At 66.9% G+C, this 26,717-nt stretch carries 24 protein-coding genes; 13 read left to right on the top strand and 11 right to left on the bottom strand.

The window, feature by feature from the left end; translation table 11 throughout:
- The first annotated feature begins 1 nt into the window (after window position 1).
- A complete protein-coding gene (gene ispG, locus BLU04_RS13810; protein ID WP_093287239.1) occupies window positions 2-1,777 on the top strand; it encodes a (E)-4-hydroxy-3-methylbut-2-enyl-diphosphate synthase in 1,776 nt (591 codons plus the stop codon).
- A gap of 75 nt (window positions 1,778-1,852) precedes the next feature.
- Here ispG and BLU04_RS13805 read toward each other — a convergent pair whose 3' ends face one another.
- Window positions 1,853-2,614: an SDR family oxidoreductase gene (locus tag BLU04_RS13805; RefSeq protein WP_093287237.1), complete on the bottom strand. Its 762-nt coding sequence runs from the start codon at window positions 2,612-2,614 to the stop codon at window positions 1,853-1,855.
- A gap of 90 nt (window positions 2,615-2,704) precedes the next feature.
- Between BLU04_RS13805 and BLU04_RS13800 the strand changes: the two genes are divergently transcribed.
- Window positions 2,705-3,406: a TetR/AcrR family transcriptional regulator gene (locus tag BLU04_RS13800; RefSeq protein WP_093287234.1), complete on the top strand. Its 702-nt coding sequence runs from the start codon at window positions 2,705-2,707 to the stop codon at window positions 3,404-3,406.
- Here BLU04_RS13800 and trmFO read toward each other — a convergent pair.
- Window positions 3,313-4,692, bottom strand: a complete 1,380-nt coding sequence (trmFO, locus tag BLU04_RS13795; RefSeq protein ID WP_093287232.1) for a methylenetetrahydrofolate--tRNA-(uracil(54)-C(5))-methyltransferase (FADH(2)-oxidizing) TrmFO — start codon at window positions 4,690-4,692, stop codon at window positions 3,313-3,315. The two genes, BLU04_RS13800 and trmFO, sit on opposite strands and share 94 nt — an antisense overlap.
- Before the next feature lie 90 nt (window positions 4,693-4,782).
- Between trmFO and BLU04_RS13790 the strand changes: the two genes are divergently transcribed.
- The 5 genes from BLU04_RS13790 to BLU04_RS13770 all read left to right on the top strand — a co-directional run bounded on the left by BLU04_RS13790 (window position 4,783) and on the right by BLU04_RS13770 (window position 10,095).
- The gene (locus BLU04_RS13790; RefSeq protein WP_197672966.1) at window positions 4,783-5,103 is read left to right on the top strand and encodes a lipid-A-disaccharide synthase N-terminal domain-containing protein; all 321 of its coding nucleotides are present in this window, start codon (window positions 4,783-4,785) and stop codon (window positions 5,101-5,103) included.
- Window positions 5,104-5,270: 167 nt separating this feature from the next.
- Window positions 5,271-5,930, top strand: coding sequence for a CerR family C-terminal domain-containing protein (locus BLU04_RS13785; protein ID WP_093287226.1), 660 nt, complete (start codon window positions 5,271-5,273; stop codon window positions 5,928-5,930).
- Window positions 5,931-5,956: 26 nt separating this feature from the next.
- The gene (locus BLU04_RS13780) at window positions 5,957-6,970 is read left to right on the top strand and encodes an HlyD family secretion protein (protein ID WP_093287223.1); all 1,014 of its coding nucleotides are present in this window, start codon (window positions 5,957-5,959) and stop codon (window positions 6,968-6,970) included.
- Window positions 6,971-7,006: 36 nt separating this feature from the next.
- On the top strand, window positions 7,007-8,560 hold the full coding sequence (locus BLU04_RS13775; protein WP_093287220.1) for a DHA2 family efflux MFS transporter permease subunit: 1,554 nt from the start codon (window positions 7,007-7,009) through the stop codon (window positions 8,558-8,560).
- A gap of 5 nt (window positions 8,561-8,565) precedes the next feature.
- Window positions 8,566-10,095: an efflux transporter outer membrane subunit gene (locus BLU04_RS13770; RefSeq protein WP_093287218.1), complete on the top strand. Its 1,530-nt coding sequence runs from the start codon at window positions 8,566-8,568 to the stop codon at window positions 10,093-10,095.
- Window positions 10,096-10,107: 12 nt separating this feature from the next.
- On the opposite strand, the gene BLU04_RS13765 is transcribed toward BLU04_RS13770, so the two are convergent.
- Entirely contained in the window at window positions 10,108-11,019 is a 912-nt protein-coding gene (locus BLU04_RS13765) for a DnaJ C-terminal domain-containing protein (protein ID WP_093287216.1), read from the bottom strand.
- A gap of 269 nt (window positions 11,020-11,288) precedes the next feature.
- On the opposite strand from BLU04_RS13765, the gene BLU04_RS13760 reads away from it, so the two are divergent.
- On the top strand, window positions 11,289-11,675 hold the full coding sequence (locus BLU04_RS13760) for a flagellar protein FliT (RefSeq protein ID WP_093287214.1): 387 nt from the start codon (window positions 11,289-11,291) through the stop codon (window positions 11,673-11,675).
- 37 nt (window positions 11,676-11,712) lie between these two features.
- Here BLU04_RS13760 and BLU04_RS13755 read toward each other — a convergent pair whose 3' ends face one another.
- Window positions 11,713-12,858 (bottom strand): serine hydrolase domain-containing protein, encoded by a 1,146-nt coding sequence (locus BLU04_RS13755; RefSeq protein WP_093287213.1) that lies wholly within the window; start codon window positions 12,856-12,858, stop codon window positions 11,713-11,715.
- Complete coding sequence (locus BLU04_RS13750; RefSeq protein WP_093287211.1) at window positions 12,855-14,654, bottom strand: glycosyltransferase family 39 protein; 1,800 nt, start codon at window positions 14,652-14,654, stop codon at window positions 12,855-12,857. The genes BLU04_RS13755 and BLU04_RS13750 overlap by 4 nt, the downstream gene beginning before the upstream one ends.
- A gap of 87 nt (window positions 14,655-14,741) precedes the next feature.
- Here BLU04_RS13750 and BLU04_RS13745 point away from each other — a divergent pair, with 87 nt between their 5' ends.
- Window positions 14,742-15,203, top strand: a complete 462-nt coding sequence (locus BLU04_RS13745) for an acetolactate synthase (RefSeq protein ID WP_231964871.1) — start codon at window positions 14,742-14,744, stop codon at window positions 15,201-15,203.
- A 38-nt stretch (window positions 15,204-15,241) separates the two neighbouring features.
- Window positions 15,242-15,982, top strand: coding sequence for a lycopene cyclase domain-containing protein (locus tag BLU04_RS13740; RefSeq protein WP_162274692.1), 741 nt, complete (start codon window positions 15,242-15,244; stop codon window positions 15,980-15,982).
- Between the two features lie 11 nt (window positions 15,983-15,993).
- On the opposite strand, the gene BLU04_RS13735 is transcribed toward BLU04_RS13740, so the two are convergent.
- The gene (locus BLU04_RS13735) at window positions 15,994-17,199 is read right to left on the bottom strand and encodes a glycosyltransferase family 61 protein (protein WP_093287204.1); all 1,206 of its coding nucleotides are present in this window, start codon (window positions 17,197-17,199) and stop codon (window positions 15,994-15,996) included.
- Between the two features lie 55 nt (window positions 17,200-17,254).
- Complete coding sequence (locus BLU04_RS13730; protein WP_093288688.1) at window positions 17,255-18,235, bottom strand: metalloregulator ArsR/SmtB family transcription factor; 981 nt, start codon at window positions 18,233-18,235, stop codon at window positions 17,255-17,257.
- A gap of 92 nt (window positions 18,236-18,327) precedes the next feature.
- Between BLU04_RS13730 and metK the strand changes: the two genes are divergently transcribed.
- Window positions 18,328-19,509, top strand: coding sequence for a methionine adenosyltransferase (gene metK / locus BLU04_RS13725; RefSeq protein ID WP_093287201.1), 1,182 nt, complete (start codon window positions 18,328-18,330; stop codon window positions 19,507-19,509).
- Window positions 19,510-19,542: 33 nt separating this feature from the next.
- The gene (gene ahcY / locus BLU04_RS13720; protein WP_093287198.1) at window positions 19,543-20,847 is read left to right on the top strand and encodes an adenosylhomocysteinase; all 1,305 of its coding nucleotides are present in this window, start codon (window positions 19,543-19,545) and stop codon (window positions 20,845-20,847) included.
- Window positions 20,848-21,182: 335 nt separating this feature from the next.
- On the opposite strand, the gene BLU04_RS13715 is transcribed toward ahcY, so the two are convergent.
- A complete protein-coding gene (locus BLU04_RS13715; protein WP_093287196.1) occupies window positions 21,183-23,411 on the bottom strand; it encodes a methyl-accepting chemotaxis protein in 2,229 nt (742 codons plus the stop codon).
- Between the two features lie 112 nt (window positions 23,412-23,523).
- Here BLU04_RS13715 and BLU04_RS13710 point away from each other — a divergent pair, with 112 nt between their 5' ends.
- The gene (locus BLU04_RS13710; RefSeq protein ID WP_093287193.1) at window positions 23,524-24,405 is read left to right on the top strand and encodes a polyprenyl synthetase family protein; all 882 of its coding nucleotides are present in this window, start codon (window positions 23,524-23,526) and stop codon (window positions 24,403-24,405) included.
- Between the two features lie 3 nt (window positions 24,406-24,408).
- On the opposite strand, the gene BLU04_RS13705 is transcribed toward BLU04_RS13710, so the two are convergent.
- From BLU04_RS13705 to BLU04_RS13695, 3 genes are read right to left on the bottom strand one after another with little or no spacing between them, the layout of a single operon-like run.
- Window positions 24,409-25,524 (bottom strand): ATP-binding cassette domain-containing protein, encoded by a 1,116-nt coding sequence (locus tag BLU04_RS13705; protein WP_093287190.1) that lies wholly within the window; start codon window positions 25,522-25,524, stop codon window positions 24,409-24,411.
- Window positions 25,521-26,189 (bottom strand): molybdate ABC transporter permease subunit, encoded by a 669-nt coding sequence (gene modB, locus BLU04_RS13700; protein WP_093287188.1) that lies wholly within the window; start codon window positions 26,187-26,189, stop codon window positions 25,521-25,523. Before modB ends, BLU04_RS13705 begins: the two co-directional genes overlap by 4 nt.
- 18 nt (window positions 26,190-26,207) lie before the next feature.
- The gene (locus BLU04_RS13695; RefSeq protein ID WP_093287185.1) at window positions 26,208-26,570 is read right to left on the bottom strand and encodes a 6-carboxytetrahydropterin synthase; all 363 of its coding nucleotides are present in this window, start codon (window positions 26,568-26,570) and stop codon (window positions 26,208-26,210) included.
- Window positions 26,571-26,717 lie beyond the last annotated feature (147 nt).

The following is a 26,717-nucleotide window of genomic DNA, read 5'->3' as shown; positions in this document are numbered from 1 at the left end:
CATGAAGCACACTCCCCATCCCTATCGTTATCAGCGCCGCCTCACCCGCGAGGTCCTCGTCGGCGGAATCGGCTTCGGCGCGGCGAACCCGATCCGGGTCCAGTCGATGATCACCTGCGATACGATGGACACGGCGAAGTCGGTCGGCCAGACCACCGACCTCGCGAACGCCGGCTGTTCCCTCGTCCGCATCACCGCGCCGACGGTGAAGGACGCCGCCAATCTCCAGAACATCAAGGCGGAGCTCGCCGCGAAGGGGATCAACGTCCCGATCGTCGCCGACATCCATTTCAAGCCCGAGGCCGCGATGGAGGCCGCGAAGTGGGTCGACAAGATCCGCATCAACCCCGGCAACTTCGCCGACAAGAAGAAGTTCAACGTCCGCGACTACACCGACGAGCAGTACGCCGAGGAGATCGCCCGGATCGAGGAATGCTTCGAGCCCCTCGTCCGCCTCTGCCAGGAGCGGAAGATCGCCATGCGGATCGGGACGAACCACGGCTCCCTCGCCGACCGGCTCATGAACCGCTACGGCGATTCCCCGCAGGGGATGGTCGAGAGCGCCCTCGAATACGCCCGCGCCGCCCGGAAGTTCGGCTACAATGACTTCGTCTTCTCGATGAAGTCGTCGAACCCGAAGGTGATGATCGGGGCTTACCGCCTCCTCGTCGCGACCCTCGATTCCCTCGGGCCCGACTGGAACTACCCGATCCACCTCGGCGTCACCGAGGCGGGCGACGGCGAGGACGGTCGCATCAAGAGCGCCATCGGCATCGGCGCGTTGCTGGCCGACGGCATCGGCGATACTCTCCGCGTTTCCCTCACCGAGGACAGCATCCGGGAGATCCCTGTCGGCCGGGCCCTCGCGGCCCAGGTGGCGAAGCTCGCCGCGCTCCCTCCGCTCCCCGATTCCCCCGCGCTCTCCTTCGATCCCTTCACCTACACCCGCCGCGCCTCGAAGACGATCAAGGTCGGCGACTTCGCCCTCGGCGGCGGGGAGACGATCCGCGTCGTCGTCCCGGAGAAGAATTTCAACCTCCTCGCCTCGGCGAACGAGACCTTCGGCGACATCGCGCCCGAGATCGTCTACGAGAAGTCGGGCGTCATCGAGGTCGACCTGACCGACGCGAAGGCCTTCGAGTTCCTCGAGAAGGAAGAGGAGCCCCGCTTCGTCACGATCAAGGACGGTACCCCCTACGCTCCCATCGCCGCCTTCCGCTACCTGGCGGCGAAGATCCCGGCCCGCCACGCGATCCTCCTGAAGGACACCTTCAACCCGCCCGCCGAAGGAACCCAGCCCGACCCGCTGGAGGCTCTCCTTACTGCGGCGACGACGATTGGCGCCCTCCTCTGCGACGGCATCGGCGACGCGATCCTCGTCCGGGGCGAGCCGGGCGCGGGCGGCGCGCTGCGCCTCTCCTACAACATCCTCCAGGCCTCGGGGAACCGGATCTTCAAGACCGACTACGTCGCCTGTCCCTCGTGCGGGCGGACGCTCTTCGACCTCCAGACGACGACGGCCAAGATCCGCGCGGCGACGAACCACCTGAAGGGAGTGAAGATCGCCGTCATGGGCTGCATCGTGAATGGCCCCGGCGAGATGGCCGACGCCGATTTCGGCTACGTCGGCGGCGCGCCGAGCAAGATCAACCTCTACATCAACAAGACCCCGGTGAAGTTCAATATTCCCGAGGCCGAGGCTGTCGACCGCCTCGTCGACCTGATCAAGGAGAACGGCCGCTGGGTCGATCCGGCGCCGACGCCCGCCAAGGTCTAAGACCTGTCCGCTCCAAGCAAAACGCCTTGCTTCCCTTCCGGGGAGCAAGGCGTTTTTGTTGGAGGGCAGGGAGAGTTACTGGACGGAGAGGCCGCCGTCGACCAGCGAGGCGGTGCCGGTGACGAAGGAGGAATCATCCGAGGCGAGGAAGAGGACCGCCTTGGCCAGCTCCTCGGGCTGCCCGACCCGCTTCAGCGCGTGCATGTTCGCGAGGCCCGACTGGGCTTCGGGGGTGTCGTTCTTCTCGCGGAACATCGGGGTGTCGATCGCGCCGGGGAGGACGGCGTTCACCCGGATCTTCTGAGCCCCGTATTCGACGGCGAGGGTCTGCGTCAGGCCGATCAGCCCGGCCTTGCTCGCCGCGTAGGCTGCCACGCCGGGGAAGGAGCGGGTGTGGCCGACGAAGGTCGAGGTGAAGATGAGGGAGCCGCCTCCGGCCTTGATCAGCTCGGGAATCTGGTGCTTCGCCCCGAGGAAGGCGCTGGTGAGGTTGACGGCGAGGGTGTCGTTCCAGCCCGCTTCGGAAACCCCGATGGTCGGCCCCAGCTCGCCGAGGGTTCCGGCGTTGTTGAAGGCGACGTCGAGGCGGCCGTATTTCTCGAGGGCGAGGGCGACCAGGGCCTGCGCGTAGGCTTCCGACTTCACGTCCCCGGCGAGGGCGACGGCCTGGCCGCCCGCCGCCTCGATCTCGGCGACCAGGGTGGCGAGTTCGCTTTCCCGGCGCGCGCCGACGACCACCTTCGCCCCTTCGGCGGCGAAGAGTTTGGCGGTATCCCGGCCGATGCCGGAGCTGGCCCCGGTGACGAGGGCCACTTTGTCTTTCAGTCTGTTGCTCATAAGATTCGTTTCTTTTTTGATTTATTTGGAACGTTCGTTCCGTTATTATGCCTCAAGCTAATCGGGACCTGGCCTGGAGTCAACATAATTATGAAACGATCGATCCAAAATATCGAAAAGAAGCCCCGGAGCCGGGGTCGTCCCCGGGCGTTCGACCGGGAAGCGGCCCTCGACCGGGCGATGGAACTCTTCTGGGAGCGGGGCTTCGAGGGGACCTCCCTCGACAGCCTGACCGAGGCGATGGGGATCAGCACGTCGAGCCTCTATGCCACCTTCGGCGACAAGGAGAGGCTGTTCCAGGCCGCCATCGAGCGTTATTCCGCCGGGCCGGGGGCCTATCACCCCCGCATCCTGCGGGAGGAGCCGACGGCGCGCGCCGCCATGGCGCGGCTTTTCTCGACCCTGGCGCAGGAATTGACCCGGACCGACCAGCCCCTCGGCTGCATGGTCTCGCTCGCCGTCGTCCAGGCCTCGCCTGCGGCGTCGCCGGTGCGGCAGGCGCTGGCCGCCTACCGGACGGGGGCACGACAGCGGATGGTCGAGAAGCTCCGCGAGGGGATCGCCTCGGGAGAGCTTCCCGAGGCGACCGACGCCGAGTCGCTGGCCCAGTTCTTCTGGGGCGTGATCCAGGGCATGGGAGCCCAGGCGCGGGACGGGGCGAGCCGGGACGACCTGGAGCGGATGGGCCGCTATGCCCTTCAGGCGTTTGAGGCGGCGGGGTGGGCGGGCGAGGAGGAGAGGGCGATCCCGGCGGCCAAGCCTTCCATCCGCGTCAGGGCGCGGCGGCTGTAGGCGGCCCCGCGCAATTGCTTGTCCCGGGGGCGGCCCTCGGCGGGGAGTTCCGGCAGGATGCCGAAGTTCGCCTTCATCGGCTGGAAGTGTTTCGGCTCCGCGTGGGTGATGTAGTGGCAGAGGGCGCCGAGCATCGTATCGGGATGGAGGACGAGGGCCTCCTTCCCCTCGATCCGCAGGGCCGCGTTGATCCCGGCGAGGAGGCCGGTCGCGGCGTTCCCGGCATAACCCTCGACGCCGACGATCTGCCCGGCGAAGAAGAGATCGGGACGCGTCCGCAGGAAGAGGCCCGATTCGAGGAGGGTGGGGGAGTTGATGAAGGTATTCCGGTGCATCTGGCCGAGGCGGATGAATTCGGCCTTCCCCAGGCCGGGGATCATGCGGAGGATCCGTTCCTGCTCGCCCCACTTGATGTTCGTCTGGAATCCGACGAGGTTGTAGAGCGACCCCGCGAGGTTGTCCTGCCGGAGCTGGAGGACGGCATGGGGGCGGCGTCCGGTGCGGGGATCCTCCAGGCCGACGGGGCGCATCGGGCCGAAGGCGAGGGCGTCGTCGCCGCGCGAGGCGAGGATCTCGATGGGGAGGCAGCTCTCGAAGAATTGCTCGTCCTCCTTCTCGAAGTCGCGGAGGGGCATCCGTTCCGCCGTCTTCAGGGCGTCGACGAAGGCGCGGTATTCCTCGCGGTTCAACGGACAGTTGAGGTAATCGCCCTCGGCCCCATCTCCTCCAAGTCCTTTGTTGTAGCGGGAGGAGCGGAAGCAGATCGAGAGGTCGAGGGAGTCGTGCTCCACGATGGGGGCGATGGCGTCGTAGAAGTAGAGGGCGTCGCTTCCGGTGATCGCCTTGATCGAGGCGGCGAGGGGGGCGCTGGTGAGGGGGCCGCTGGCGACGACGACGACGCCTTCCTGCGGGACGGCCTGCACTTCCTCGCGGCGGATCTCGATGAGGGGATGGGCGGAGAGACGGTTCGTGACCTCCTCGGCAAAGCGGTCCCGGTCGACGGCGAGGGCGTTCCCGGCGGGGACGCGGGCGGTCTCGGCGCACTGGAGGATGAAGGAGCCGAGGAGCCGCATTTCCGCATGGAGGAGGCCGCCCGCCCGGTCGGGGAGGTCGGAGCCGAGGGAGTTGCTGCAGACGAGTTCGGCGAAGCGGTCGGTGAGATGGGCGGGGGTCGGGACGACGGGGCGCATCTCGCTCAGGACGACGCGGTGCCCGCGCTCGGCGAGCTGCCAGGCAGCCTCGGAACCGGCGAGGCCCGCGCCGATGACGTGGACGGGGGAAGACATCCCGGAAAGTAACATCGCGGGGGAAAGGGTGACAACGCTGCATTGCATCGTCTCCCCCTCCCGACTACGCTGCGGATTCCCATGAACGAAATGCTCCTTTCCTTCCACTTCTTCGGCCACCCGGTGACGGTGACGGGATGGAAGCTCGTCGGCTACTGCGGCACCCTCATCTTCGCCGGGCGGTGGGTCGTCCAGCTCATCGCCTCCCGGAAGGCGGGCCATCCGGTGGTGCCGCCCGCGTTCTGGTACATGAGCGCGGCGGGGAGCCTCATGGTCCTGGCCTACTTCACCTTCGGGAAGAACGACTCGGTCGGCATCCTCGGGAATCTCTTCCCGGCCTTCATCGGGTTCTACAATCTCTCCCTCGCCCTGCGGCACAAGAAAAAGAAGGCAGCCGAAGCGGTTCGTTAGGGTGCGCGAAGGGAGCGGTGAGTGCTCCTTCGGGACCGGGCAGAGACCCTGTCTGCTTGGGAGGAATCACGGGTCCGAGTGCCGGCGGAGCCGAGGGGAATGATACTTTAAAACAGTCGTTTTAATTCTTGTTGACGAATTCAAACGGGCGTTTTAAATATCGGTTTATGAAGTTGGCATCGCCGAAGGAAACGCAGAAACAGGCGAAGGAGAAGATCGTCGCCGCCGCCGGGGAAGTCTTCGCCGAGCGCGGGTTCCGGGACGCCACGGTGCGGGAGATCACCGCCCGGGCCGGGGTCAATGTCGCCGCGGTGAACTACTATTTCCGCGACAAGGAGGAGCTTTACCATTCCGTCCTCCGCGAGGCGAAGTCGAAATGCGCCGACATGATCGAGCCGAACGCCCCCGGGACGGCCGAGAAACGGTTCCGGGACTTCGTCCACCGCTTCGTGAGCCACCTCCTCGACCCGAACCGGCCCGATTGGCACATGCGGGTCATCACGCAGGAGATGATCAACCCGACCTCGGGCCTCGCCATCCTGGTCGACGAATTGACCGGGCCGGTTTTCCGCCGCCTCTGCGAGCTGATCGATGAAATCGTCGGGAAGCGGATGCCCGAGACCGAGCTGCATCTCCTGGCCGGCAGCGTCCTCGGCCAGTGCCTCTTTCATCGCCGCAGCCGGGCGATGATCGAGCGGCTGGCTCCCGAACTTTGCGCCGATCCCGATCAGGTCGCGAAAATCGCCGACCACATCGTCCGTTTTTCCCTCGCGGCATTGGGTGCCAACGTTCCCGCGTCCCGCGCCAAAACCGCTTCCCGAGCCTAATTCAAGAACTCCCAACGAGAACGACCATGAGCGACACCCCCGCCTCTCCCGAAGAAAGCAACAAAGAAGGTTTTAAGGAAGGATTCAAGGAAGGCTTCAAGGAGGCCAAGCACGAAGGGGGCAAGGAAGGGGAGAAGGGCGGCCAGAAGAAGGAGGAAAAGCCCTCTCCGTTCAAGCAGAAGGCCGCCGCGCTCTTCAGGAACCGGACCTTCCAGGTGGTCGCCGGGATTGTCGTCGTCGGGTTCCTCGTCTACACGGTGATCCACGCCTTCACTCACGAGGAGACCGACGACGCCTACACGACGGGCCACATCCACAACGTCGCCTCCCGCGTCTCCGGGACGGTCCTCGAAGTCCGCGTCGAGGACAACCAGGTGGTGAAGGAGGGCGATATCCTCGTCCTCCTCGATCCCGCCGATTACCAGGTGCAGGTCGACCAGGCCCGCGCCGAGTTGAAGAAGGCGAAGGCCGACCACGAGCGGCTGCTTCCGCTGAAGGGCGACGACGCGATCTCCCAGCAGGACTTCGACGCGGCCGAGAGCGCCTACAAGGTCGCCGAAGCGAAGCTGAAGGATGCCGAGAACCAGCTCTCCTACTGCACGATCAAGGCCCCCTCCGACGGGCGGATCGGGCGGAAGACGGTCGAGACGGGGAACCGGGTCACCGTCGGCGGGGCGCTGCTGGCGGTCGTCGAGGACGTCTGGGTCGTGGCGAATTTCAAGGAGACCCAACTCGGCAAGATCCGGCGCGGTCAGCCCGTCGATATCGCCATCGACGTGATTTCCGGCAAGACCTTCCGCGGTCACATCGACAGCTGGTCCCCGGGTACGGGAGCGACCTTCGCCCTCCTGCCGCCCGACAACGCGACGGGGAACTTCACGAAGATCGTCCAGCGCGTTCCGGTGAAGATCCGCTTCGAGCCCGACTCGATCCGCGGCTACGAAGAGCAGATCGTCCCCGGTCTCTCCTGCACGCCGACCATCGCGGTAGGGACCAAGCGTGAACGGGAGCGGGAAACCCCGGCCCAGCCCCAGCCCTAATCCGGCTCGCGAACGCCGCACTTCCCCCCCATCGCCATGGAACAACGTGTCTCCCCCAAGCAATGGCTCGCCCTCTTCGGCGCGATGCTGGGGGCGTTCATGGCGGTCCTCGACATCCAGATCACGAATTCCTCGCTGAACGACATCGCCGGGGCGCTCGGCTGCTCGCTGGAGGAGGGGTCGTGGATCTCGACGGCCTACCTCGTCGCGGAGATCATCGTCATCGGGATCACCGGCTGGGTCGCCCGCATCGTCTCGGTGAAGCGGTACATCCTCTTCAGCACGGTCGCCTTCGTCGGCTGCTCGATCCTCTGCGCCTTTTCCCAGAACCTGAACATGATGATCGCGGCCCGCGTCCTCCAGGGGCTGACGGGCGGGGCCCTCATCCCGATGGCGATGATGGTGAACCTCACCATCATGCCTCCGAAGGCCCAGCCCCTGGGCAACGCCATCTTCGCGATGACGGCGACCTTCGCCCCCTCCGTCGGCCCGACGATCGGCGGCTGGCTGACCGACAATTACGGCTGGGAGTGGATCTTCTTCATCAACGTCGTCCCCGGCATCCTCATGTTCCTCCTCATCGCGGCGAACCTGCCCCAGGACGAGGCGAAGCCGGAACTGCTGAAGGAGGGCGATTACTTCGGCATCCTCGCGATGGGGATCGGCCTCGGCTCGCTCGAATACGTGCTGGAGGAGGGGGAACGGAAGGATTGGTTCGGCAGCCCGCTCATCGTCCGCTTCGCGATCCTCGCCGTCGTCTTCATCGGCCTCTTCCTCTACATCGAGCTCACCTCGAAGAAGCCGTTCCTGAACCTCCGGGTCTTCCGCTACGTGAACTTCACCCTCTGCTCGATGATCCTCTCGGCCCTCGGCCTCGCGCTCTACGGAACGGTCTACCTCATCCCCCTCTACCTCGCCCAGATCCAGGGTTACAATTCCCTCCAGATCGGCCTGACGCTGATGTGGGCGGGGATTCCCCAGCTCTTCATCCTTCCCTTCGTCCCCCGCCTGATGAAGGTGGTCGATCCCCGGATTCTCGCGGGCTTCGGCATCGTCCTCTTCTCGGGAAGCTGCTTCATGGACGCCTTCCTCTCGCCCGACTTCGCCATGGACCAGTTCCGCGTCTCGAACGTCGTCCGGGCGATCGGGCAGCCGTTCCTCTTCGTCCCGCTCCTCAGCATGTCGACGACGGGGATTCCCCGGAGCGAGGCGGGCTCGGCCTCGGCCCTCTTCAACATGAGCCGGAACATCGGCGGCTCGATCGGCATCGCCCTCCTCTCGACGGTCCTGACGCAGCGGGAGCACCTCCATTCGGTCCGCATGGGGGAATGGGTGACGACCTACACCCCGGCGTTCCATGCCCGGATCGACGCGCTGACGGCGATGTTCCAGGCGAAGGGCCTCGACACGGCGACGGCCTCCTCCTTCGCGCTGAAGGCCGTCGACGGGGCGATGCGGAAGCAGTCCTATATCCAGGCCTACAGCGACGCCTTCCTCGTCATCGGCGTCGTCCTCCTCCTGAGCGGCCTCAGCCTTTTCTTCCTTCCCAAACCGGCACCGATGGGCGGCGGCGTTCCTTCGGCCCACTAAAGAACATGAAACATCCCCTCCTTCTTTCCCTCGCCCTCGTCCCCCTCCTGGTCGCCGGGTGCGCCGTCGGCCCCGATTACCATCGCGCCGAGGTCGATGCGGCCTCGGCCCAGCCGCCTCCGGCCGACTGGCAGTGGCAGAAGGCCGATCCCCGCGACGCCGCGCCCCGGGACGACTGGTGGGTGCTCTACGGCGATCCCGAGCTGACCCGGCTGGAGGCGTTGGCGACGGCCCAGAACCAGGACCTCCGCTCCGCGATCGCGCGGGTCGACAAGGCGCGGGCGCAGGCGCGGCTCACCGGGGCCTCCTTCTTCCCGAGCCTCTCGCTGGAGCCCGCCGCGGCCCGCGAGCGCCTCAGCGGGAACAATCCCCAGCTGGCGCAGGCGGCGCGGGGCCAGTCGATCCCGCCCGCGACGATCAACTCCTTCAACGTCCCCGTCGACCTCAGCTACGAGATCGACCTCTGGGGCCGGGTCCGCCGCTCCTTCGAGTCGGCCCGCGACGAGGCCCAGGCGGCGGTGGCCGAGACGGAGAACGTCCTCCTCACCCTGCATTCCGACGTGGCGATCGACTACTTCACGCTGCGCGAGTACGATACCGAGCTGGCCATCCTGCGCCAGACCGTCGAGACGCGGAAGAAGTCCCTCGACATCACCGAGAAGCGGGTGAGGGCGGGCCGGGCCACGGCGGTCGACTTCGAGCAGGCGAAGACCGAGTTGGCGAACTCCGAGGCCGACCTCGCCGAAGTGGCGCAGAACCGGGCCGAGACGCAGAACGCCCTCGCCGTCCTCTGCGGCGCGGCGGCGTCGGGCTTCGCGGTGAGCGAGTCGCCGCTTCCCGCCGACCTGCTGCCCCCCGCGATCCCCGTCGGCCTGCCCGCGACGCTGCTGGAGCGCCGTCCCGACGTGGCGCGGGCCGAGCGGACGATGGCGGCGCGGAACGCCCAGATCGGCGTCGCCTACGCGGCCTACTTCCCGAAGGTGAGCCTGACGGGGCAATACGGCTACCTCAGCGCGAGCGCCAGCAACCTCTTCACGAAGCCGAGCAACATCTGGTCCTTCGGCCCCTCGATCGACCTGCCGCTCTTCACCGGCGGCCAGACGACGGCGCAGGTGAAGGCGGCCCGGGCCGACTACGAGGGGGCGGTGGCCGATTATCGCGGGACGGTGCTGGAGGCCTTCCGCGACGTCGAGGACGCGCTGGCGCGGCAGCACTTCCTCGCCGAGCGGGCCGCCGCCCTGGGCCGCTCCGCCGAGGCGGCGACGAAGGCGCGGGAATTCTCCGAACGGCGCTACCGAAGCGGCGCGGTCGATTACTTCGAGGTGACGCAGTCCCAGCGGACCGAGCTGGCGGCCCGGCGGGCGCAGGCCCAGGTCGTCGGGCAGCGGCTCTATGCCGGAGTGCGGCTGATCAAGGCCCTCGGCGGCGGATGGAACGAGGCGCAGTTGATGGCCGAAGCGCCCGCGCCGTATCCGGTGTTGCCGCTCGATAGCAAGGCCCCGGAGCCGGGTGTGCCGGTGGCGAAGACAGAGTAGGGCGGCGCTCCCTTACTGCTTATACTGCTGCCGCGCCAGCGCCTGCCACAGTTCCTTTTCCTTCGCCGAGGCGGCGGTCGGGACGTGGAGCTTCACGGTGGCGTAGAGGAGGCCGCGGTCGCCGTTGCCGCCGGCCTTCGGGACGCCGTGGCCGACGAGGGTGAAGCGTTGGCCGGGCTGGGTGCCGGCCGGGATGTAGAGATCGGCGGTGCCGTCGAGCGTCGGGACGCGGACGCGGCCTCCCAGCGCGGCTTCCCACGGGGTGAGGGTGAGATCGGTGAGGAGGTTGTCCCCCATGAGGCGGAAACGGAGGTGGCGGGCGAAGGCGATCTCGAGGAAGAGGTCCCCGGCGGCGTTCCGGTAGCGGTCGGTGTAGCCGAGGCCCCGGAGGCGGATCCGCTGGCCGCTGTAGACGTTGGCCGGGATCTCGACGCGGCAGGAATGGATCGTCTGGCGGCGCGTCGTGGCATCCTTCTGGTCGATGCTGATGACGTAGGTCGCGCCGTGGATGGCGTCCTCGAGGGTGATTTCGAGCGACGACTCGATGTCGAGGTCGTTCCGGTGGACCGGCTGGGGACCGCCGTCGAACGACTCGGCGGCCTTCTTCTTGCGGGCCTTCGGAACGGGAGCGGGAGCAGGAGGAGGGGGCGTGGCGGCGGCGGGCCGGGGGTTGCTGGTGCGGAAGGAGAAGCGGCTCCGCTCGTCCTTCATGCGGAGGTCGTAATCGCGGCGGAGCTCGGCGTCGCTCAGGGTGCTGTAGGCTTCCTGGAGTTGCTTGAACACTTCCTCGGCCATCGCCTTGTTGACGGCGACGTCGGGATGGTAGATGCGCGCCAATTGGCGATAGGCCTTCCGGATGTCGTCCTGGCTCGCGCTCGAAACGAGGCCGAGGCGGACATAATAATTGAAGGCGACTGTGGCCATACCGTTCGTGAAGCGAATTTCGTTCCCGTTTAACGTCTTGTGCCTTAAATTCTGGGCGACATTTTACTTTTCTAAAAGCAGTAATTTAGATTTTTTTACCCACATGCGTTTTCCGTGTAACTCCTTACGGCCGGTCGTGAGGGGAACTGTTTTGGCCTCACTTGCATTTTGGGCTCAAGAATGATTCACTCCGTGCCGATGAAGGAGGGGAACGAGCATTGCCTATGCGTCTGCCTCCCACCCGATTCCCCCACCTCAAACCCGGTGCCATGAAAGTCTTTGAAACTGCCGACAAGATCCGGCTCCTTCGGAAGATGATCGAGCAGGTCATGTGGGAATGGAATGCCGTGAAGGAAGGCCGCTGGGAGGAGCTCCCCGACCACGGCGCCAAGAAGCAGGCGTTGATCGCCGAGATGACTTCCCACGAGTGGATGCCGGGACCGGAGGAACGGGACAATCCCGAGATCCTGATCCTCGAATCGCAGATCATCGACCTGGAATATCAGGTGAAGAAGATGCTCGAATCGCGCATCAACGTCGTCTCGACCCAGATCGACGAGCTGAAGCGCCGCCACAATGTCTGGCAGAAGGCGGCCGCCCCCTACCGCCAGGCCGTCGGCCTTTCGGGCGGGACCTATAACGGCGCGGCGCAATAGCCTGAGCTGGCGCGCGCCGATCTTTCCTCTCCGTTTCCTAGCCTGCCGCCGAGGCAAGGCCCAGGTCTTCGTAAATCGCGCCGTTCAGCGCCCGCGCCCTCGGGCGATGGGGCATCTCCCCCGGCATGCCGTTGACGATCCAGGCGGCGACGAGGTCGTGCTCGGGATCGTGGAAGGCGCAGGACGATTGCGCGCCGCTGTGGCCGAAGGTCCGTTCGGAGGCGTGGGGACCGAAGCCGTAGGGGATCGGATTCGTCCCGGGATCGGTCTCGTATTTCTTCGAATCGATGATGAAGCCGAGGCCCCAGTCGAGGGTGTGCCGGAACGTCAGGTCGTAGAGGCCGACGCGGTGGCGGGCGGTGAGGAGGGCGACGGTCTCCGGGCGGAGAATGCGGACGCCGTGGAGCGTCCCGCCGCCCGCCATCATCTCGTAGAGCAGCGCGAGCTGGGCGATCGGCCCGTGGCCGCTGCTTCCCGGCCAGCACCGGCCGTAGCCTTCCTCGCTGTCCCAGAAGCGGTGGGGCTCGTTGCGGCCCAGGGCGGTGTTGTGGAGCCAACCGATCCGGCCCGCCGCGTCGTAGTCCCGGTAGAGGGCGGGGGTCATCTCGAAGGAGCAATCGTTCATCCCGAGGGGGCGGAAGATTTCCTGCCGGATCCACGAGGCGTACGATTGGCCGGTGATCCGGGCGACGATCTCGCCGAGGACGAACCAGCTGGCCGAGATCTGGTAGCCCGCCGTCTGGCCGGGAATCCAGTTCGGCTCGAGCGGGGCGGCGCAGATGCGCTCGAGGTTTTCCTCCCAGGTGTTGCGGTTCCACATCGAGTCGGCGGTGCGGAAGCCGCAGGTGTGGGTGAGAAGATGGGTCAGCGCGATCGCCTCCTTGCCGCCCTGGCCGAATTCGGGGAGCCAGTCGGTGACGCGCTGGTCGAGGGTCAGCCGCTTTTCCTCCAGCAGCCGTCCGACGGCGAGGGCCGCGAGGGGCTTCGAGCAGGAGAGCCAAGTCATCAGCGTCTCGGGCCGCATGGGGAGGCCCTCCCGGGCCTCGCCCCATGCGCCGGAGAAGCGGGTCTTCTTCCCGTGCCGGACGTAGAGCTGGGCTCCGAAGTGGAGGCCCTTCTCGCGGCCTTCCTCGAGGAGGGCGAGGGTCTTCGGGAAGGCGGCCCAGTCGGAGGAAAGAGTCATGGCCGGACGATGACGCGGAGCTTCACCCAGCTCGCCCGGGCGAAGTTGATGCCGGAGACGGTTTCGTACTCGTTGAATTTATAGGTATAGACTTCTCCATTGGGGCCGGTAGGCGCGGTGCCGGTGAACACAATGCCGGGGTGGACGCCTTCAACGTAGAGAGCCTGCTCCTCGATCTTTTTCTTCAGGTCCTGCGCTTCGCTGGACGGTTTCGTGCCGTGGCCCAAGCCTTGGAAGAAATGCTTCAGCGCCGTGTCGATGTGGATTTCGTTTTCGAGGGTGACGGCGAGGATGGGATGTTCCGCGTCGGCGGCGGCGACAATCTTGTTCACGTCGTCGGGCGTCGGGACGAAGTCCCAATGCCTGCCGGTGTAGAAGACGAGGCTTCCCTCGGCGAAGCCTTGCGCGACGAGTCGGGGATGCTTGCCGGTCCGGGCGGCGAAGTCGGCCTCGATCTGGGCGATGCGGAGAGCGGGGAGGAGGGGGCGGAAGCCGACGCCGATGAGGAAGAAGCCGAGGCCGATCAGGATGACGGCCCATACGGCGTGGCGGAGACGGTCGGTCTCGTAGACGTAGATCAGCGTGATGCCTCCCGCGAGGACGATGGAGAGGCCGATGAGGGCTTCCCGGAGCGGCAGGTAGGGCTGGACCCACGGCGCGGCGAGGACGACGAAGTGGAGGAAGAGGAAGAGGGCCGCATAGAGTCCGCAGACCGTCCACGCGACGATCCGGGGCCAGCGGGGCAGCGGCGCGGCGAGGCCGGGGGCCTGCCCCAGCAGGAGGAAGAAGGCAGGCATCGCCGGAAGGATGTAGTGGGGGAGCTGGGTGGCGTAGCCCGCGAAGATGAGGTAGGGGGCGACGAGCCACGAGAAGAGGAAGGCGTTCTGCCGGTTCCAGTTCCGCTGGAGGAGGACGATGACGTAGCCGAAGAGGGCGGCCCAGGGGAAGAAGCTGAGGAAGGCGGTGCAGAGGTAGTAGGGGGCGAAGTAGGCGCGGCTGTTGAGCGGCTCCAGGCCGCGCTCGACGACGTGCTTTTCCATCCCGACGCTCCACCAGAGGCCGTGGGTCTTGATCAGGCCGGGGATGCCCCAGAGGCCGATGACGAGGAGGACGAGGAGGAGTCCCTGCCCGATCTTCAGCCGTCCCCATGCCTCCTGCCGTCGCCAGAAGACGAAGCGGAAGAGGAGCATGGTGACGACCGGGACGGCGAGGGTGATCGGCCCCTTCGCGAGGAACCCGGCGGCGAGGGCGAAGTAGAGAGTGAGGAGGCGGCCCCGGCGTTTCTTGTCTCCTTCGGCGGAGTCGTCGGTCAGGAGGTCGAAGAGCGCCCACTGGGCGACGGTGACGGCGAGGACCATCGGCATGTCGGCGACGGAGAGGCGGCCATGGAGGAGGATCTGGAGCGAGGTGAGGAGGGAGAACGCCGCCGCGAATCCGGCCCCCGCCGAGAACCACTTCCGCCCCATCCCCCAGACGACGAAGCCGAGGGCGACGGTGCTGACGATCGAGTGGAGGCGGGCGGTCAGCTCGTTGATCCCGCCGAGGGCGTAGAAGACCGCCATCGTCCAGTAGGTGAGGGGGGGCTTGTCGAAGCGGTACTCGCCGTTGAAGGTCGGGACGATCCAGTCGTGGCGTTCCATCATCTCCCGGGTCGCCTGGGCGAAGCGGGGCTCGTCCCGGTCGATCAGGGGGAGGCCGAAGCTGCCGCAGAAGAGGAGGACGGCGACGCCGAGGAGGAGGGCGATCTGCGCGCGGGTCGAGAATTCCGGGAGGCGCGGACTGCGAAAAAGGGGCATCCCGATACTTTTAGGCCCCGGTGCGGGAGGGGGAAAGGGAAAAACAAGACGTGACAGGCCGCCTCCCTCCTCGTTCAATAGAGGGCTGTGTCTATCGAAACCGAAAACGATCTGCGGGAAAGCCGCATCAAGCAGTTCTCCGTCTTCATGGAAAACAAGGCGGGGCGTCTCCTCGACCTCGTGAAGCTCCTCGGCGAAAACCACGTCCACATCGTCGCCCTGACGATCCTCGACAGCGTCGACGCCTCGATCGTCCGCCTCGTCGTCGACGATCCCTCCCGGGCGCGGTCGATCTTCCTCGAGCACACCGTCTCCTTCACCGAGTCGACCCTCGTCGTCATCGAGTTGCCGAGCAGCTCCGAGGACCTCGGCAGCGTCCTCAGCGCCCTGCTGCAGGCCGAGTGCAACATCTTCTTCAGCTACTCCTTCCTGACCCGCCCGCGCGGCAAGGCGGCCCTCGCCGTCCACGTCGACGACGAGGACGTGGCGATCGGGGTGCTGACCCAGAACCACTTCAAGATCCTCTCGCAGCGCGACATCAGCCGCTAAGGCTGGTTTTTGCTTACGGGCCGGGAGGGGGGAGCGGTGTGACTTATCTGGGATTCCACGCCCGTTTCAACCTGCCGCCGACGCTCCTCCTCGCCTTTCTGCTGGGGCGGCACTGGGAGGGCGGGCTTTCCTTTTTCGGGCTCAACCTGGTCGCGGCGGCGATCGTCTGCCTCCTCGTCTTCCTCTTCGCCTCGCCGTGGGACAACTGGGCGGTCCAGCAGGGCATCTGGGGGTTCACCCCCCATCGGACGGGCCGCCGAATCGGATGGCTGCCGTGGGAGGAGTATCTCTTTTTCCTGTGGCAGAGCGTCAACGTCGTCGGGACGGTCGCGCTCCTGTTCTTCCTGCGGCCCGGCTGGCGGACGGGGGAGGCGACGCCGCTCTCGCCGCTCAACGGGCTGGGCGTCCTGGCGATCCTGGCGGGGTGGGCCGCCGTCCTGCACTGGTGGCGGGAGAAGCCCCGCTCCCCGCGTTGGGGGTATGCCTGGCATCTCTTCTCCTGGTTCCTCCCCGTGATCGCGTTCCAATGGGCGATCGCCCCCGCGCTCCTCTTCCACCAACTGCCGGTGATCGCCTGCGCCGGGGCGCTGTGGGGGACCTATTACACGGTGGCTGACCTGGTCGCTGTCCGCTCGGGGATCTGGTTCTTCGATCCGAAGCAAATCACCGGGGTCCGCCTCGGCGGCATCCTGCCTTGGGAGGAGGCGGCGTTCTTCTACGTGACCTCGTGGCTGGTGGCGCAGAGCTTTGTGATGCTCCTTCCCGCCGCAGGGCGGTGAGGCGGGGCGTCCTACTTCGTTTCCGAGAGGAAGGCCCGGAGGGCGGCGGCGAAGTCGTCGGCGCTGAGATAGAAATCGGAGGCCTCGGCGGCTCCGGCCTCTTCCTTTTCCTTCCTCGCGCCATTCACATGGAGGCTCCGGTAGGTGTAGCCGAAGGCCGCCGCCTGCCAGCAGTGGTAGGGCGGGGCGAAGCCGGGCGGGAAGATCTCCAGCAGCCGGAGGGGGGCGCCCTGGCGGAAGAGGGTGTTGTCGAACGCGGAACCGTGGGGGCCGACGATCACCGAGGCGTCGGCGAAGAGTTCCATCTGCGCCTTGAAGGAGAGGGTTCCGGGATCGACGACGCGGAGCCCCGCCGCCTCGGCCGCTGCCTCGATCTCGGCGAGGTTGGAGAAGGAGCGCCGGTTGCGCCGCGTCAGGAAGATCGCCTGGCCCGGCCCGGCGGGAGGCGGCGGGCAGCAGCCGATGAGGCGGAGCACTCCCTCGCCGGTCTCCCGGTCGTTCACCGCCGATTTGCCGAAGATGACGCGGCCCGCGTCGATCGGGGTCTCGCTGTCCATGACGATCCATTTCCGGTCCCGCAGGGCGGGGGAACCGTTGGCTAGGCACTCCCGCCACAGCGGATGATTCGCCAGCCGCGCGCTGATCACGACGGGGATCGCGCGGGAGACGCCCCGGCGCTCGAAGAGGGCGAGGCGGCCGAGGATGTCGTTGAGGAAATGGCCGTGGTTGGTGTCGAAGGGATCGGTGAGGAGGACGATCTCGGGGAGGACGGGGTCCGGGGCCTGGCGGAGGTAGGAGCGGAGGCCGGGGACGCCGAGGCAATAGCCGTTCGGCACCGATTCCCGGATGACGCCGTAGCCGGGAAGGATCACCCAGCCGCCGACGGGGTCGATCCGCAGGGGGCGGGAGCCCCGGCCGGACGCGGTCACGTCGTAGACGTACTCGTCCTGGGCGTGGTCGACGGTGGTCCAGTGGCGGTTGTAGAAGCGGAAGGCGTCGAGGAGGCTCCCGGTCGCCTCCGGGGGCCGGTTTCCCGGCCAGGGGGCGGTGATCCGCTGGGCGCGGTAGACGTCGGGAGCGCGGTGGAGGCGGCGGACGAGGCCCGACCAGACCTCGAAGACGAGGAACCGGAGGAGGCGGCTCCGCCACGGGACGTGGGACCAGGGGAGCCAATCGGGCTTCGGGCTGGGAGGGGAGACGGTGGAGGCGCCGAGCATGGTTCGGGGAACGTTATTTCACGGTCCCGTGAAATCGAGAAGAAAAGACCGTCTCCTACTTCCGCGCCGAGGCGAGGAGGGGGCGGAGGCCGGGCGGATCGGGATCGGGATCGAGGACCTGGACGGCGATGTCGTTGAACCCGGCCTTCTTCAGCCAGATGCGGAGGTCGGTCTCGTTGAAGCCGAGCCAGTAGTCGCCGTAGAGCTCCCGCGCCTCGTCGAAGTGGTGCTGGCTGAGGTCGAGGATCAGGAAGAGGCCGCCCGGCTTCAGGATGCGGGCGGCGGCCCGGATCGCCTCGGCGGGGTTCGCCGTGTGGTGGAGGGCCTGGCTCATGATGGCGATGTCGACGCTTTCCGGGTCGATCGGCGGCGCGGCGATGTCGCCGAGGCGGTATTCGAGGTTCGGGATCGCCTTGGCGCGGACTTCGGCCATGGCGTACTCGACCATCTTCGGGGAGTTGTCGATCGCGATGACCTGCTTCGCCCGGCGGCAGAGGAGCTGGGAAAGCCAGCCCTCGCCCGCGCCGAGGTCGGCGATGACCTTCTCCGGGACGAGGTGGGAGAGGAGGGGGCCGACGGCGCCCCAGCTCCGGCCCGGGCAGCGGGCGCGGTCGAGGCGGCCCGCCATGCGGTTGAAGTATTCGGTGGCGGCATCGCGCCGCTTCGCCAGGACCTCGCGGAGGGCGGCCTCGTCGGCCCCGGCCTCGTCGGTCTCCTGGAGCATGAGGAGGGCGGTCTGGACGATTTGCGACGTCGCCTCGGAGAGGGCGGGATGGAGGGTGTAATAGATCCGCTGCCCCTCCCGGCGGGAATGGACGAGGGCGGTCTTCCGCAGCGTGGCGAGGTGGTTGGAGATCGTCGGCTGGCTCAGGTGGAGGATCTGCTGGAGCTCGGCGACGGAGAGTTCCTCCCGCTGGAGGAGGGCCAGGAGGCGGAGGCGGCTGGTGTCCCCGAGGACGGGCCAGAGTTCCTTCAGGCTCGCGCCGGGGGAAGGGGACTTGCCGGTCCGGGTTTTCGGGGATTGGGTCTTCGCCATCGCCATTCCCGAAGAGTTATTGATATATTTGGATGCGTCAATTTATTTTGTTGCATGGCGGGGGCGAAGGTGTACGGTCTTCACCCATCTCTATGAGCAAATCGTATATCTTCTCGTCCGAGTCGGTGACCGAAGGGCATCCCGACAAGGTTTGTGACACCATTTCCGACGCCATCCTCGACGCCTGCCTCGCGCAGGACAAATACAGCCGCGTCGCCTGCGAGACCCTCGCGAAGAGCAACCTCGTCGTCGTCGCCGGGGAGATCACCACGAAGGCGAACCTCGACTACGTCAGCATCGTCCGCGAGGCGATCCGCGGCATCGGCTACACTTACGACGACGACGTCTTCCACGCCGACAAGGTCCACGTCCTCAATGCGCTGACCCGCCAGAGCGCCGACATCGCCCAGGGCGTCGACGCCGAGAAGCACGAAGGCAAGGAAACCGCCGAGCAGGGCGCGGGCGACCAGGGCCTCATGTTCGGCTTCGCCTGCACCGAGTCCCCCGAGCTGATGCCCGCCCCGATCGTCTACGCCCACAAGCTGGGCCGGAAGCTCGCCGACCTCCGCAAGAGCGGCAAGGTGAAGTGGCTCCGCCCCGACGCCAAGACCCAGGTTTCCCTCCAGTACGTGAACGGCGTCCCCGTCCGCGTCGACGCGGTCGTCGTCTCGACCCAGCACGCCGACGGCGTGAAGCACAAGGAGATCGAGAAGTACGTGATCGAGGAGATCATCAAGAAGACGATCCCCGCGAAGCTCCTCGACAAGAAGACCCGCTACTTCGTCAACCCCACCGGCCGCTTCGTCATCGGCGGTCCCGAGGGGGACAGCGGCCTCACGGGCCGCAAGATCATCGTCGACACCTACGGCGGCATGGGCCGCCACGGCGGCGGCGCCTTCTCGGGCAAGGACCCGTCGAAGGTCGACCGCAGCGCCGCCTACATGGGCCGCTACGTCGCGAAGAACGTCGTCGCCGCCGGCCTCGCCGACCGCGTCGAGATCCAGTTCGCCTACGCCATCGGCTATCCCGAGCCGATCTCCATCGCGGTCGACACCTTCGGCACCGGCAAGGTCGACGAGGCGAAGATCGAGAAGGCGATCCGCGAGGTCTTCAGCTTCAAGCCCGCGAACATCGTGAAGCAGCTCAATCTCCTCCGCCCCGTCTACAGCAAGAGCACGAACTACGGCCACTTCGGCCGCACCGACGATCTCAACGCCCTGACGTGGGAGAAGACCGACAAGGCCAAGGCCCTCGCGAAGCTGGCCGGTCTCTAGCATTCAAATCAACCCGACACACGGACACCCATTATGAGCAACGACTACAAGGTTAAGAACATCTCCGAGGCCGATTACGGCCGGAAGGAAATCACCATCGCCGAGCACGAGATGCCCGGCCTCATGGCCCTCCGCAAGGAATACAAGAACGTGAAGCCCCTCAAGGGCGCGCGGATCGCGGGCTGCCTCCACATGACGATCCAGACGGCGGTCCTCATCGAGACCCTCGTCGACCTCGGCGCCGAGGTCCGCTGGAGCTCGTGCAACATCTTCTCCACGCAGGACCACGCCGCCGCGGCCATCGCCGCCGCCGGCATCCCCGTCTTCGCCTGGAAGGGGATGAACGCGGAAGAGTTCGACTGGTGCATCGAGCAGACGCTGAAATGGCCGGACGGCTCCGCCCTCAACATGATCCTCGACGACGGCGGCGATCTCACGAACATGGTCCACGACAAGTATCCCGAGCTGCTCAAGGGCATCGCGGGCCTCTCCGAGGAGACCACCACCGGCGTCCACCGCCTCCACCTCCGCGAGAAGAACGGGACCCTCAAGCTCCCCGCCATCAACGTCAACGACTCGTGCACGAAGAGCAAGTTCGACAACCTCTACGGTTGCCGTGAATCGTTCCTCGACGCCGTGAAGCGCGCCACCGACGTCATGGTCGCGGGCAAGGTCGTCGTCGTCGCCGGTTACGGCGACGTCGGCAAGGGCTGCGTCCAGGCCGCCAAGGGCCTCGGCGCCCGCGTCCTCGTCACCGAGATCGACCCGATCAACGCCCTCCAGGCCGCGATGGAAGGCTTCCAGGTCACGACGATGGAAGAGGCCGCGAAGGTCGGCGACATCTTCGTCACCACCACGGGCAACGTCGACGTCATCACCCGCGCCCACATGGACGCGATGAAGACCCAGGCGATCGTCTGCAACATCGGCCACTTCGACAGCGAGGTCGAAGTCGGCTCCCTCTACAACGACGCGACGCTGAAGAAGGTCAACATCAAGCCCCTCGTCGACCAGTTCGTCTGGCCCTCCGGGAAGGTGCTGACGGTCCTCGCCGAAGGCCGCCTCGTCAACCTCGGCTGCGCCACGGGCCATCCCAGCTTCGTCATGTCGGCCTCGTTCACGAACCAGACCGTCGCCCAGCTCGAGCTCTGGCAGAACAAGGACAACGGCAAGTACGAGAACAAGGTCTACGTCCTCCCGAAGACCCTCGACGAGAAGGTCGCCCGCCTCCACCTCGACCAGCTCGGCGTGAAGCTCACCAAGCTCACCCCGAAGCAGGCCGAGTACCTCGGCATCTCCGCCGACGGCCCCTACAAGCCCGAGAACTACCGCTACTAAGCCAAGCGATCGATCGAGAGATGGAAAAGGCGCGTCCCGTAAAGGGACGCGCCTTTTTCGTGGCGCGAGAAAGATCCCCAGCACTCGGACGCATGATTCCTCCCAAGCGGACAAGGGATCTGGCGGACGCGCTCTACCCGAAGCGGACGGCCTAATGCGGTACGGCTAGAACAGTTCAGGCCTATCAGACGGGGACTGCCGTCGCGGTAGCGACACTCGTTCCCCAGGGGAGACTGACTTGCAGTGCCGGGAGGCAAGTCCAGGAGGGGCGAAGCCCTTCTTGCGTCGTCTAACCCGTGCGGATCGCCTCCACCGCCTCCTTCGCGCTCCCCCTCCTAAACCGAGGCCAGCGCGGCACGGGAGGGCGGCTTCGGGAACGCCTTCCGGTAAGGGGCCGGAGCCGTCGGGGGCTGCGCCGGGGAGTTGACGGGGAGAAGCGGCCGTTCCCGGTGGGTCTCCTCGACCATGCCGACGAGTTCCTGGACGTTCTTTCGTACCTCGGCGGCCTGTTCCCGGAGGTGGTTGGCGGCGGAGGCCGTCTGGCGGGCGGCCTCGGCGTTGTTCTGGGTGATCGTGTCGATCTCCTTGCTCGCTTCGGAGATGACCTGGAGGCCCTCGCTCTGCTGGGCCGAATCGACGGCGATCGCCTCCATCACGGTGTCGGTGTTCCGGGCATGGTCGAGGATCGAGCGGAGGTGGCCGTCGACGCGGCTCGCGCTCTCCAGGATCGCCTCGATGCGGAGGAGGGCCTCCTCGCTCGTCTTCACCCCTTCCTCGACCTTCTGGAGGGCCAGCTCCACCTTGCTGCCCGAGTTGCGGGAGGCTTCCGTGCTCCGGTGGGAGAGGTTCCGCACCTCGTCGGCGACGACGGCGAAGCCCGCCCCGTGGTGGCCCGCCCGGGCGGCCTCGACCGAGGCGTTGAGGGAAAGGATGCGGGTCTGGAGGGCGATGGCGTCGATCTGGCGGAAGGCCTGGGAGATCCCCTTGCTGAATTCGCGGAGTTCCCCCATCGCGGTGCGGAGGTGCTCGCCCGAGGCGCGGACCTCCTCGGCGGCGGCATTCATCGTCCTCATCGCCTCCTCGCCCGACTCGGCGGCGGAGCGGGTCTCGCGGGACATGTCGCGGGCCTGCCGGGCGCGGACGGCGGTCTCCTTCGTCGAGGCGGCGATCTGGCTGAGAGAGGAGGCGGTCTTGCGGACGGCCTCGCTCTGGCGCTGGGTCTGCCGTTCCATTTCCTTCCCGGCGGCGTTGAAATGCTCCGCCGTCTTCAGCGTCTCCTCGGTCTTGCTGGAGAGGGTGTTGGCGATCTGGAGGATGACGGCCTTCACCGAGTCGGTCAGGACGCGGGTGACGACCTGCCCCATGAGGAGGGCGAGGAGGAGGGTCCCGCCGAGCGCGGCGAAAGCGAAGAACTTCGTCGAGCCGATGTGCTTCAGCGTCGAGCCGCTCCGCTCGTCGACGCCCTGGGAGGCGGCGGCGGTGATGTTCTCGCTGATCGTGCGGAGGGAGGCGAGGTCGGCGGCGCACTTCTCCTTGGCCTTCGACATGACCTTCCACGAGATCACGAAGTTCCGCAGGAAGGAGCGGAAGACCTGGGCCTGCGACTGGGCGTTGGAGAGGTCGTCCTTCCGCGCGAGGCCGACGGAGGAACCGGCGGCGGGCTTCCAGTCCCGCTCCGGCGGGGTGAGGGCGAGGAGCTGGTCGATCATCGGGAGGACGTCGTCGAATTCCTTCGCCGTGGCGGCGATCGCCTCGGCGTCCTGGCGGGCGATGTTGCGGTTGGTCTCGCTGGCGACGTGGGCGGTCTTGTCGAGGATGGCGTCGATCAGTTCCAGGCGGGCGGCGACCTTCGTGTTCGTGTTGGAGCTGTCCTGATCCTTGCGGAGCTTGTCCCGCTGGGCCGAGGCGATCTTGCCGAGGAGGGTGAGGAAGTTCTGCTGCGTGTCGTCGAGGGTTTCCCGCGCGTCGCGCATCGCCGAGATGCCCGAATCGAGGGCGGCGAAGTCGCCGCCCTGCCGCGCGGGGGGAACGGCGGAGGGAGCTGGAGATGCCGCCGGATCGGGCGCCGCGGCGTCGGCGGCGGGGGCGACCGCCGTCCCGGCGAAGCTGCGGAACGAGGCCTCGAAGGGAGGGAGGAGGCGGACGGCGGCGGGAGTCGAGGCGAGGGCGGGATCGGCCTGGATGGCGGCGAGTTCCTTTTCGGTGGCGTCGAGCGCCGCGAGGGTCGCGGCGCTGTCGACGGGATCGAGGGTCAGGCTGAGCCGGGTGGCGGCGTTGAGGAGGTCGGCGGAGGCCTTGCCGAGGCGCTTGGAGACCTCGATGGCGGGGAGGTTCTCCGAGCGGAGGTCGACGGTGGCGTCCTGGATCGACTTCAGGCTGTGGAGCATGAAAAGGCCGAGCCCGACGAGGGGGACGAGGAGGAGGGAAAACCCGAAGAAGATTTTTTTCCCGAGGGAAAGCTTGGCGAAGCCGTTCTTGTTCCCGTTCCGATCCGTCCGATCCTTCTCGATACCCTGATTGCCAACGCCACCCTTAACCGCCTGCTGCCCGAGGGAAGAAACCATGGAGCGTACAACGCCTTCCTTCGGTGACGGGACGATGTGCGCTGCGTGACAACTCGGTGAAGAATGGTTTTCGTTTGCCAATGCTTCCCATTCGGATCATAAAAACAGCGCGATGAATCTTGCCCCCTATTGGAAGGCCCGTCAGGGCGAAGTCGAAGCCTCCCTCAACGCCCTCCTTCCGAAGGAGAAGACCCGTCCCGCGACGATCCACAAGGCGATGCGCTACAGCATCTTCGCCGGGGGCAAGCGGCTCCGCCCGATCCTGACCCTCGCCGCCTCGGAGGCGATCTCCGGCAAGTACAAGGACGCCCTCCCGCTCGCCTGCGCCGTCGAGTGCATCCACACCTATTCCCTGATCCATGACGATCTCCCCTGCATGGACAACGACGATCTCCGCCGGGGCAAGCCGACCTCGCACAAGGTCTTCGGCGAAGGGATCGCCGTCCTCGCGGGCGACGCCCTCCTGACCATCGCCTTCGAGATGACCGCCAAGGCCAAGGCATCGAAGCGCTACAACCACGGCGCCCTCGTCCTCGAGCTGGCCGAGGTCTCCGGCAGCCAGGCCCTCATCGGCGGCCAGGTGGCCGACACCGAGGGCGAGGGGAAGAAGCTCTCCCCCGCCGACCTCCGCTACATCCACGAGAACAAGACGGCGGCCCTCATCACCGGCTCCCTCCGCCTCGGCGCGATGAGCGCGAACGCGACGGAAAAGCAGCTCGCCGCCATCACCGAATTCGGCCAGGCCCTCGGCCTCGCCTTCCAGGTCATCGACGACATCCTCGACTGCACCCAGACCTCGGAGCAGCTCGGCAAGAGCGCGGGCAAGGACATCGCCGCGCAGAAGGCGACCTACCCCTCGATCCTCGGCATGGACAAGGCCGTGAAGGAAGCGGCCCGCCTGACGAAGAAGGCCGACGACGCCCTGAAGATCTTCGGTGTCAAGGGGGAGACCCTCCGCGCCATCGCGGGGTACATGCTCGAGCGGAAGAATTAGGCCTTAGGCATCCCGCGCCATCAGGTGGACGCAGGGGGCTTTGATCAGGGCGATGACGGGGAGGCCGGGCCGCAGGCCGAGGTCGCCCATCGCTTCCCGGGTGAGGAGGGCCTTCAACGGGACGCCTCCCGGCAGGCCGCAATCGATCTCGACCCGCACCAGCGCCCCTTCCTCCCCGATCCGTGAAATCGTTCCGGGAAGCCGATTCCGGGGGCTGCTCGTCTCCCTCCTCGTATCGGCTGAGTCGCGGGCGAGGCTGACATCGGCCGCCTGGATCGAGACGTGGACGAGGCGGACGCTCGGGCTCAACTGGGGGGCGACGGCGAGGAGCCGCGCGTTCCCCGTCTGGACCCGCGCGAGGCCCTCGGCTTGCTCCTCCACTTCGCCCTCGAACAGGGTATCGCTGCCGACGATCCGGGCCGCCTCGGCCGTGGCGGGACGATTGAAGACCTCGGAGACCGAGCCGTGTTGAAGGATGCGTCCCTGGTCGATCAGGACGACTTGGTCTCCCAGGACGGCGGCTTCCTTCGGATCGTGGGTGACGAGGAGCGCGGGAATTCCGGCCTCGACGAGGAACGCGCGCAATTCTCCCCGGAGTCGTTCCCGGGTCGGCACGTCGAGGGCGGAAAGGGGCTCGTCGAGGAGGAGGAGTCCCGGATGGGGCCAGAGCGCCCGCCCCAGGGCGACGCGTTGGCGCTGCCCCCCGGAAAGCGCCGAGGGAAGGCGATCCTCCAGTCCCGAGAGCCCGAGCTGCCCTATCAGCTTCGAGAAATTTTTCTCGCGTTCTTCCCGGGAAGGAGGGCCTCCGTGGCCCGGGCGGAAGCGGCCGTAAACGAGGTTCTCCCGGACCGTCAGGTGGGGAAAGAGGGCGTAATTCTGGGGGACGTAGCCGATGCGGCGCTCTTGCGGGGGGCAGACGAAGCGGTCGTCGTTCCAGAAGAATCCACGGAAGAAGATCTTCCCGGCCTCGGGCCGGTCGAGCCCGGCGACGCAGCGCAGGAGCGTCGTCTTCCCCGCTCCCGAGGGACCGAACAGGACGGTGACGCCCAGGGGGATGACGAGGTCGCCGGTCTCGATGTTCCGGATGCGGACGTGCTCGAGGTGGAGGGCGTCGATCATGCGCGCCCCTTCCTTTTCTGAAGGCGCTCCCCGAACCAGAGCGCGGCGAAGGCCATGGCGGCGACGATGGCGACGAGGAGCCACGCCTCGTCGTCCCGGCCTTCGAGGACGTCCTGATAGATCGCGGTGGAGAGGGTCATCGTCTTGCCGGGAATGATCCCGGCGACCATCACCGTCGCGCCGAACTCGCCGAGGGCGCGGGCGAAGGCGAGGAGGGTTCCGGCGACGATGCCCCGGCGGGAGAGCGGCAGCGTGACGGTGCGGAAGACCCGCGCCTCCCCGGCCCCGAGGGTCCGGGCGGTCTGTTCCAGCGCGGGATCGACTTCCTCGATGGCGGCCCGGACGGTGCGGACGAAGAGGGGGAGGGCCATGACGGCGAGGGCGAGGACGACGGCGGGCCAGGCGAAGACGAGGTCGATGCCGTGGGCGTGGAGCCAACCCCCGATGGGTCCCCGCCGCCCGAGGAGGACGAGGAGGAGGAGGCCGGTGACGACCGGCGGGAGGGCGAGGGGAAGGGCGACGCAGGTCTCGACGAGCGATTTTCCCGGCCATTCCTTCCGGGCGAGGAGCCACGCCAGCGCGATGCCGGGCGGGAAGATCAACGCGACGGCCAGCAGGGCGGCCCCCGCCGTGAAGGCGGTGAGATGGAGGACGGGGTCGCTCATGTCGCGCGGGGGCCGACCTTAATCCCCCCGGTAGACGCAGCGGGAACGGGAGGTCTCGTGGAGGACGATCTCGGAGAGGCCCGGCAGCTTCGGCGCGAGGCGGGTCCAGAGCCAGTGGCAGATGTTCTCGATGGAGGGGATCTCGAGGCCCGGGATGTCGTTCAGGCAGGCGTGGTCGAGGGTCTCCATGAGGGGGGCCATCGCCTCGGAGATGAGGGCGTGATCGTAGAAAATGCCGGTCTTCGGATCGACCTCGCCGGTGACCGAGATGGTCAGCTTGAAGCTGTGGCCGTGCATGGCCCGGCACTTGTGCCCTTCGGGAAAGGAAGGGAGGGCCTGGGCGGCCTCGAACTCGAAATCCTTGCAGAGAGTGATCTTCACGTCGTTTTATCCTAGGTCCAATCGGCAATGAGACAAGACCGCGTTGCTTCGGATTGGCCCTAGGCGACCGCGCGAAGGTGTGGCCTAAAGCCACATCGAGCGAAGGGCAACAACGGGAGACGGGGCAAAGCCCCGCCGGCGCGGTTG

The organism is Verrucomicrobium sp. GAS474, assembly GCF_900105685.1.
Taxonomy (GTDB): Bacteria; Verrucomicrobiota; Verrucomicrobiia; order Methylacidiphilales; family GAS474; genus GAS474.
This window is presented reverse-complemented; position numbering and strand designations above follow the sequence as displayed.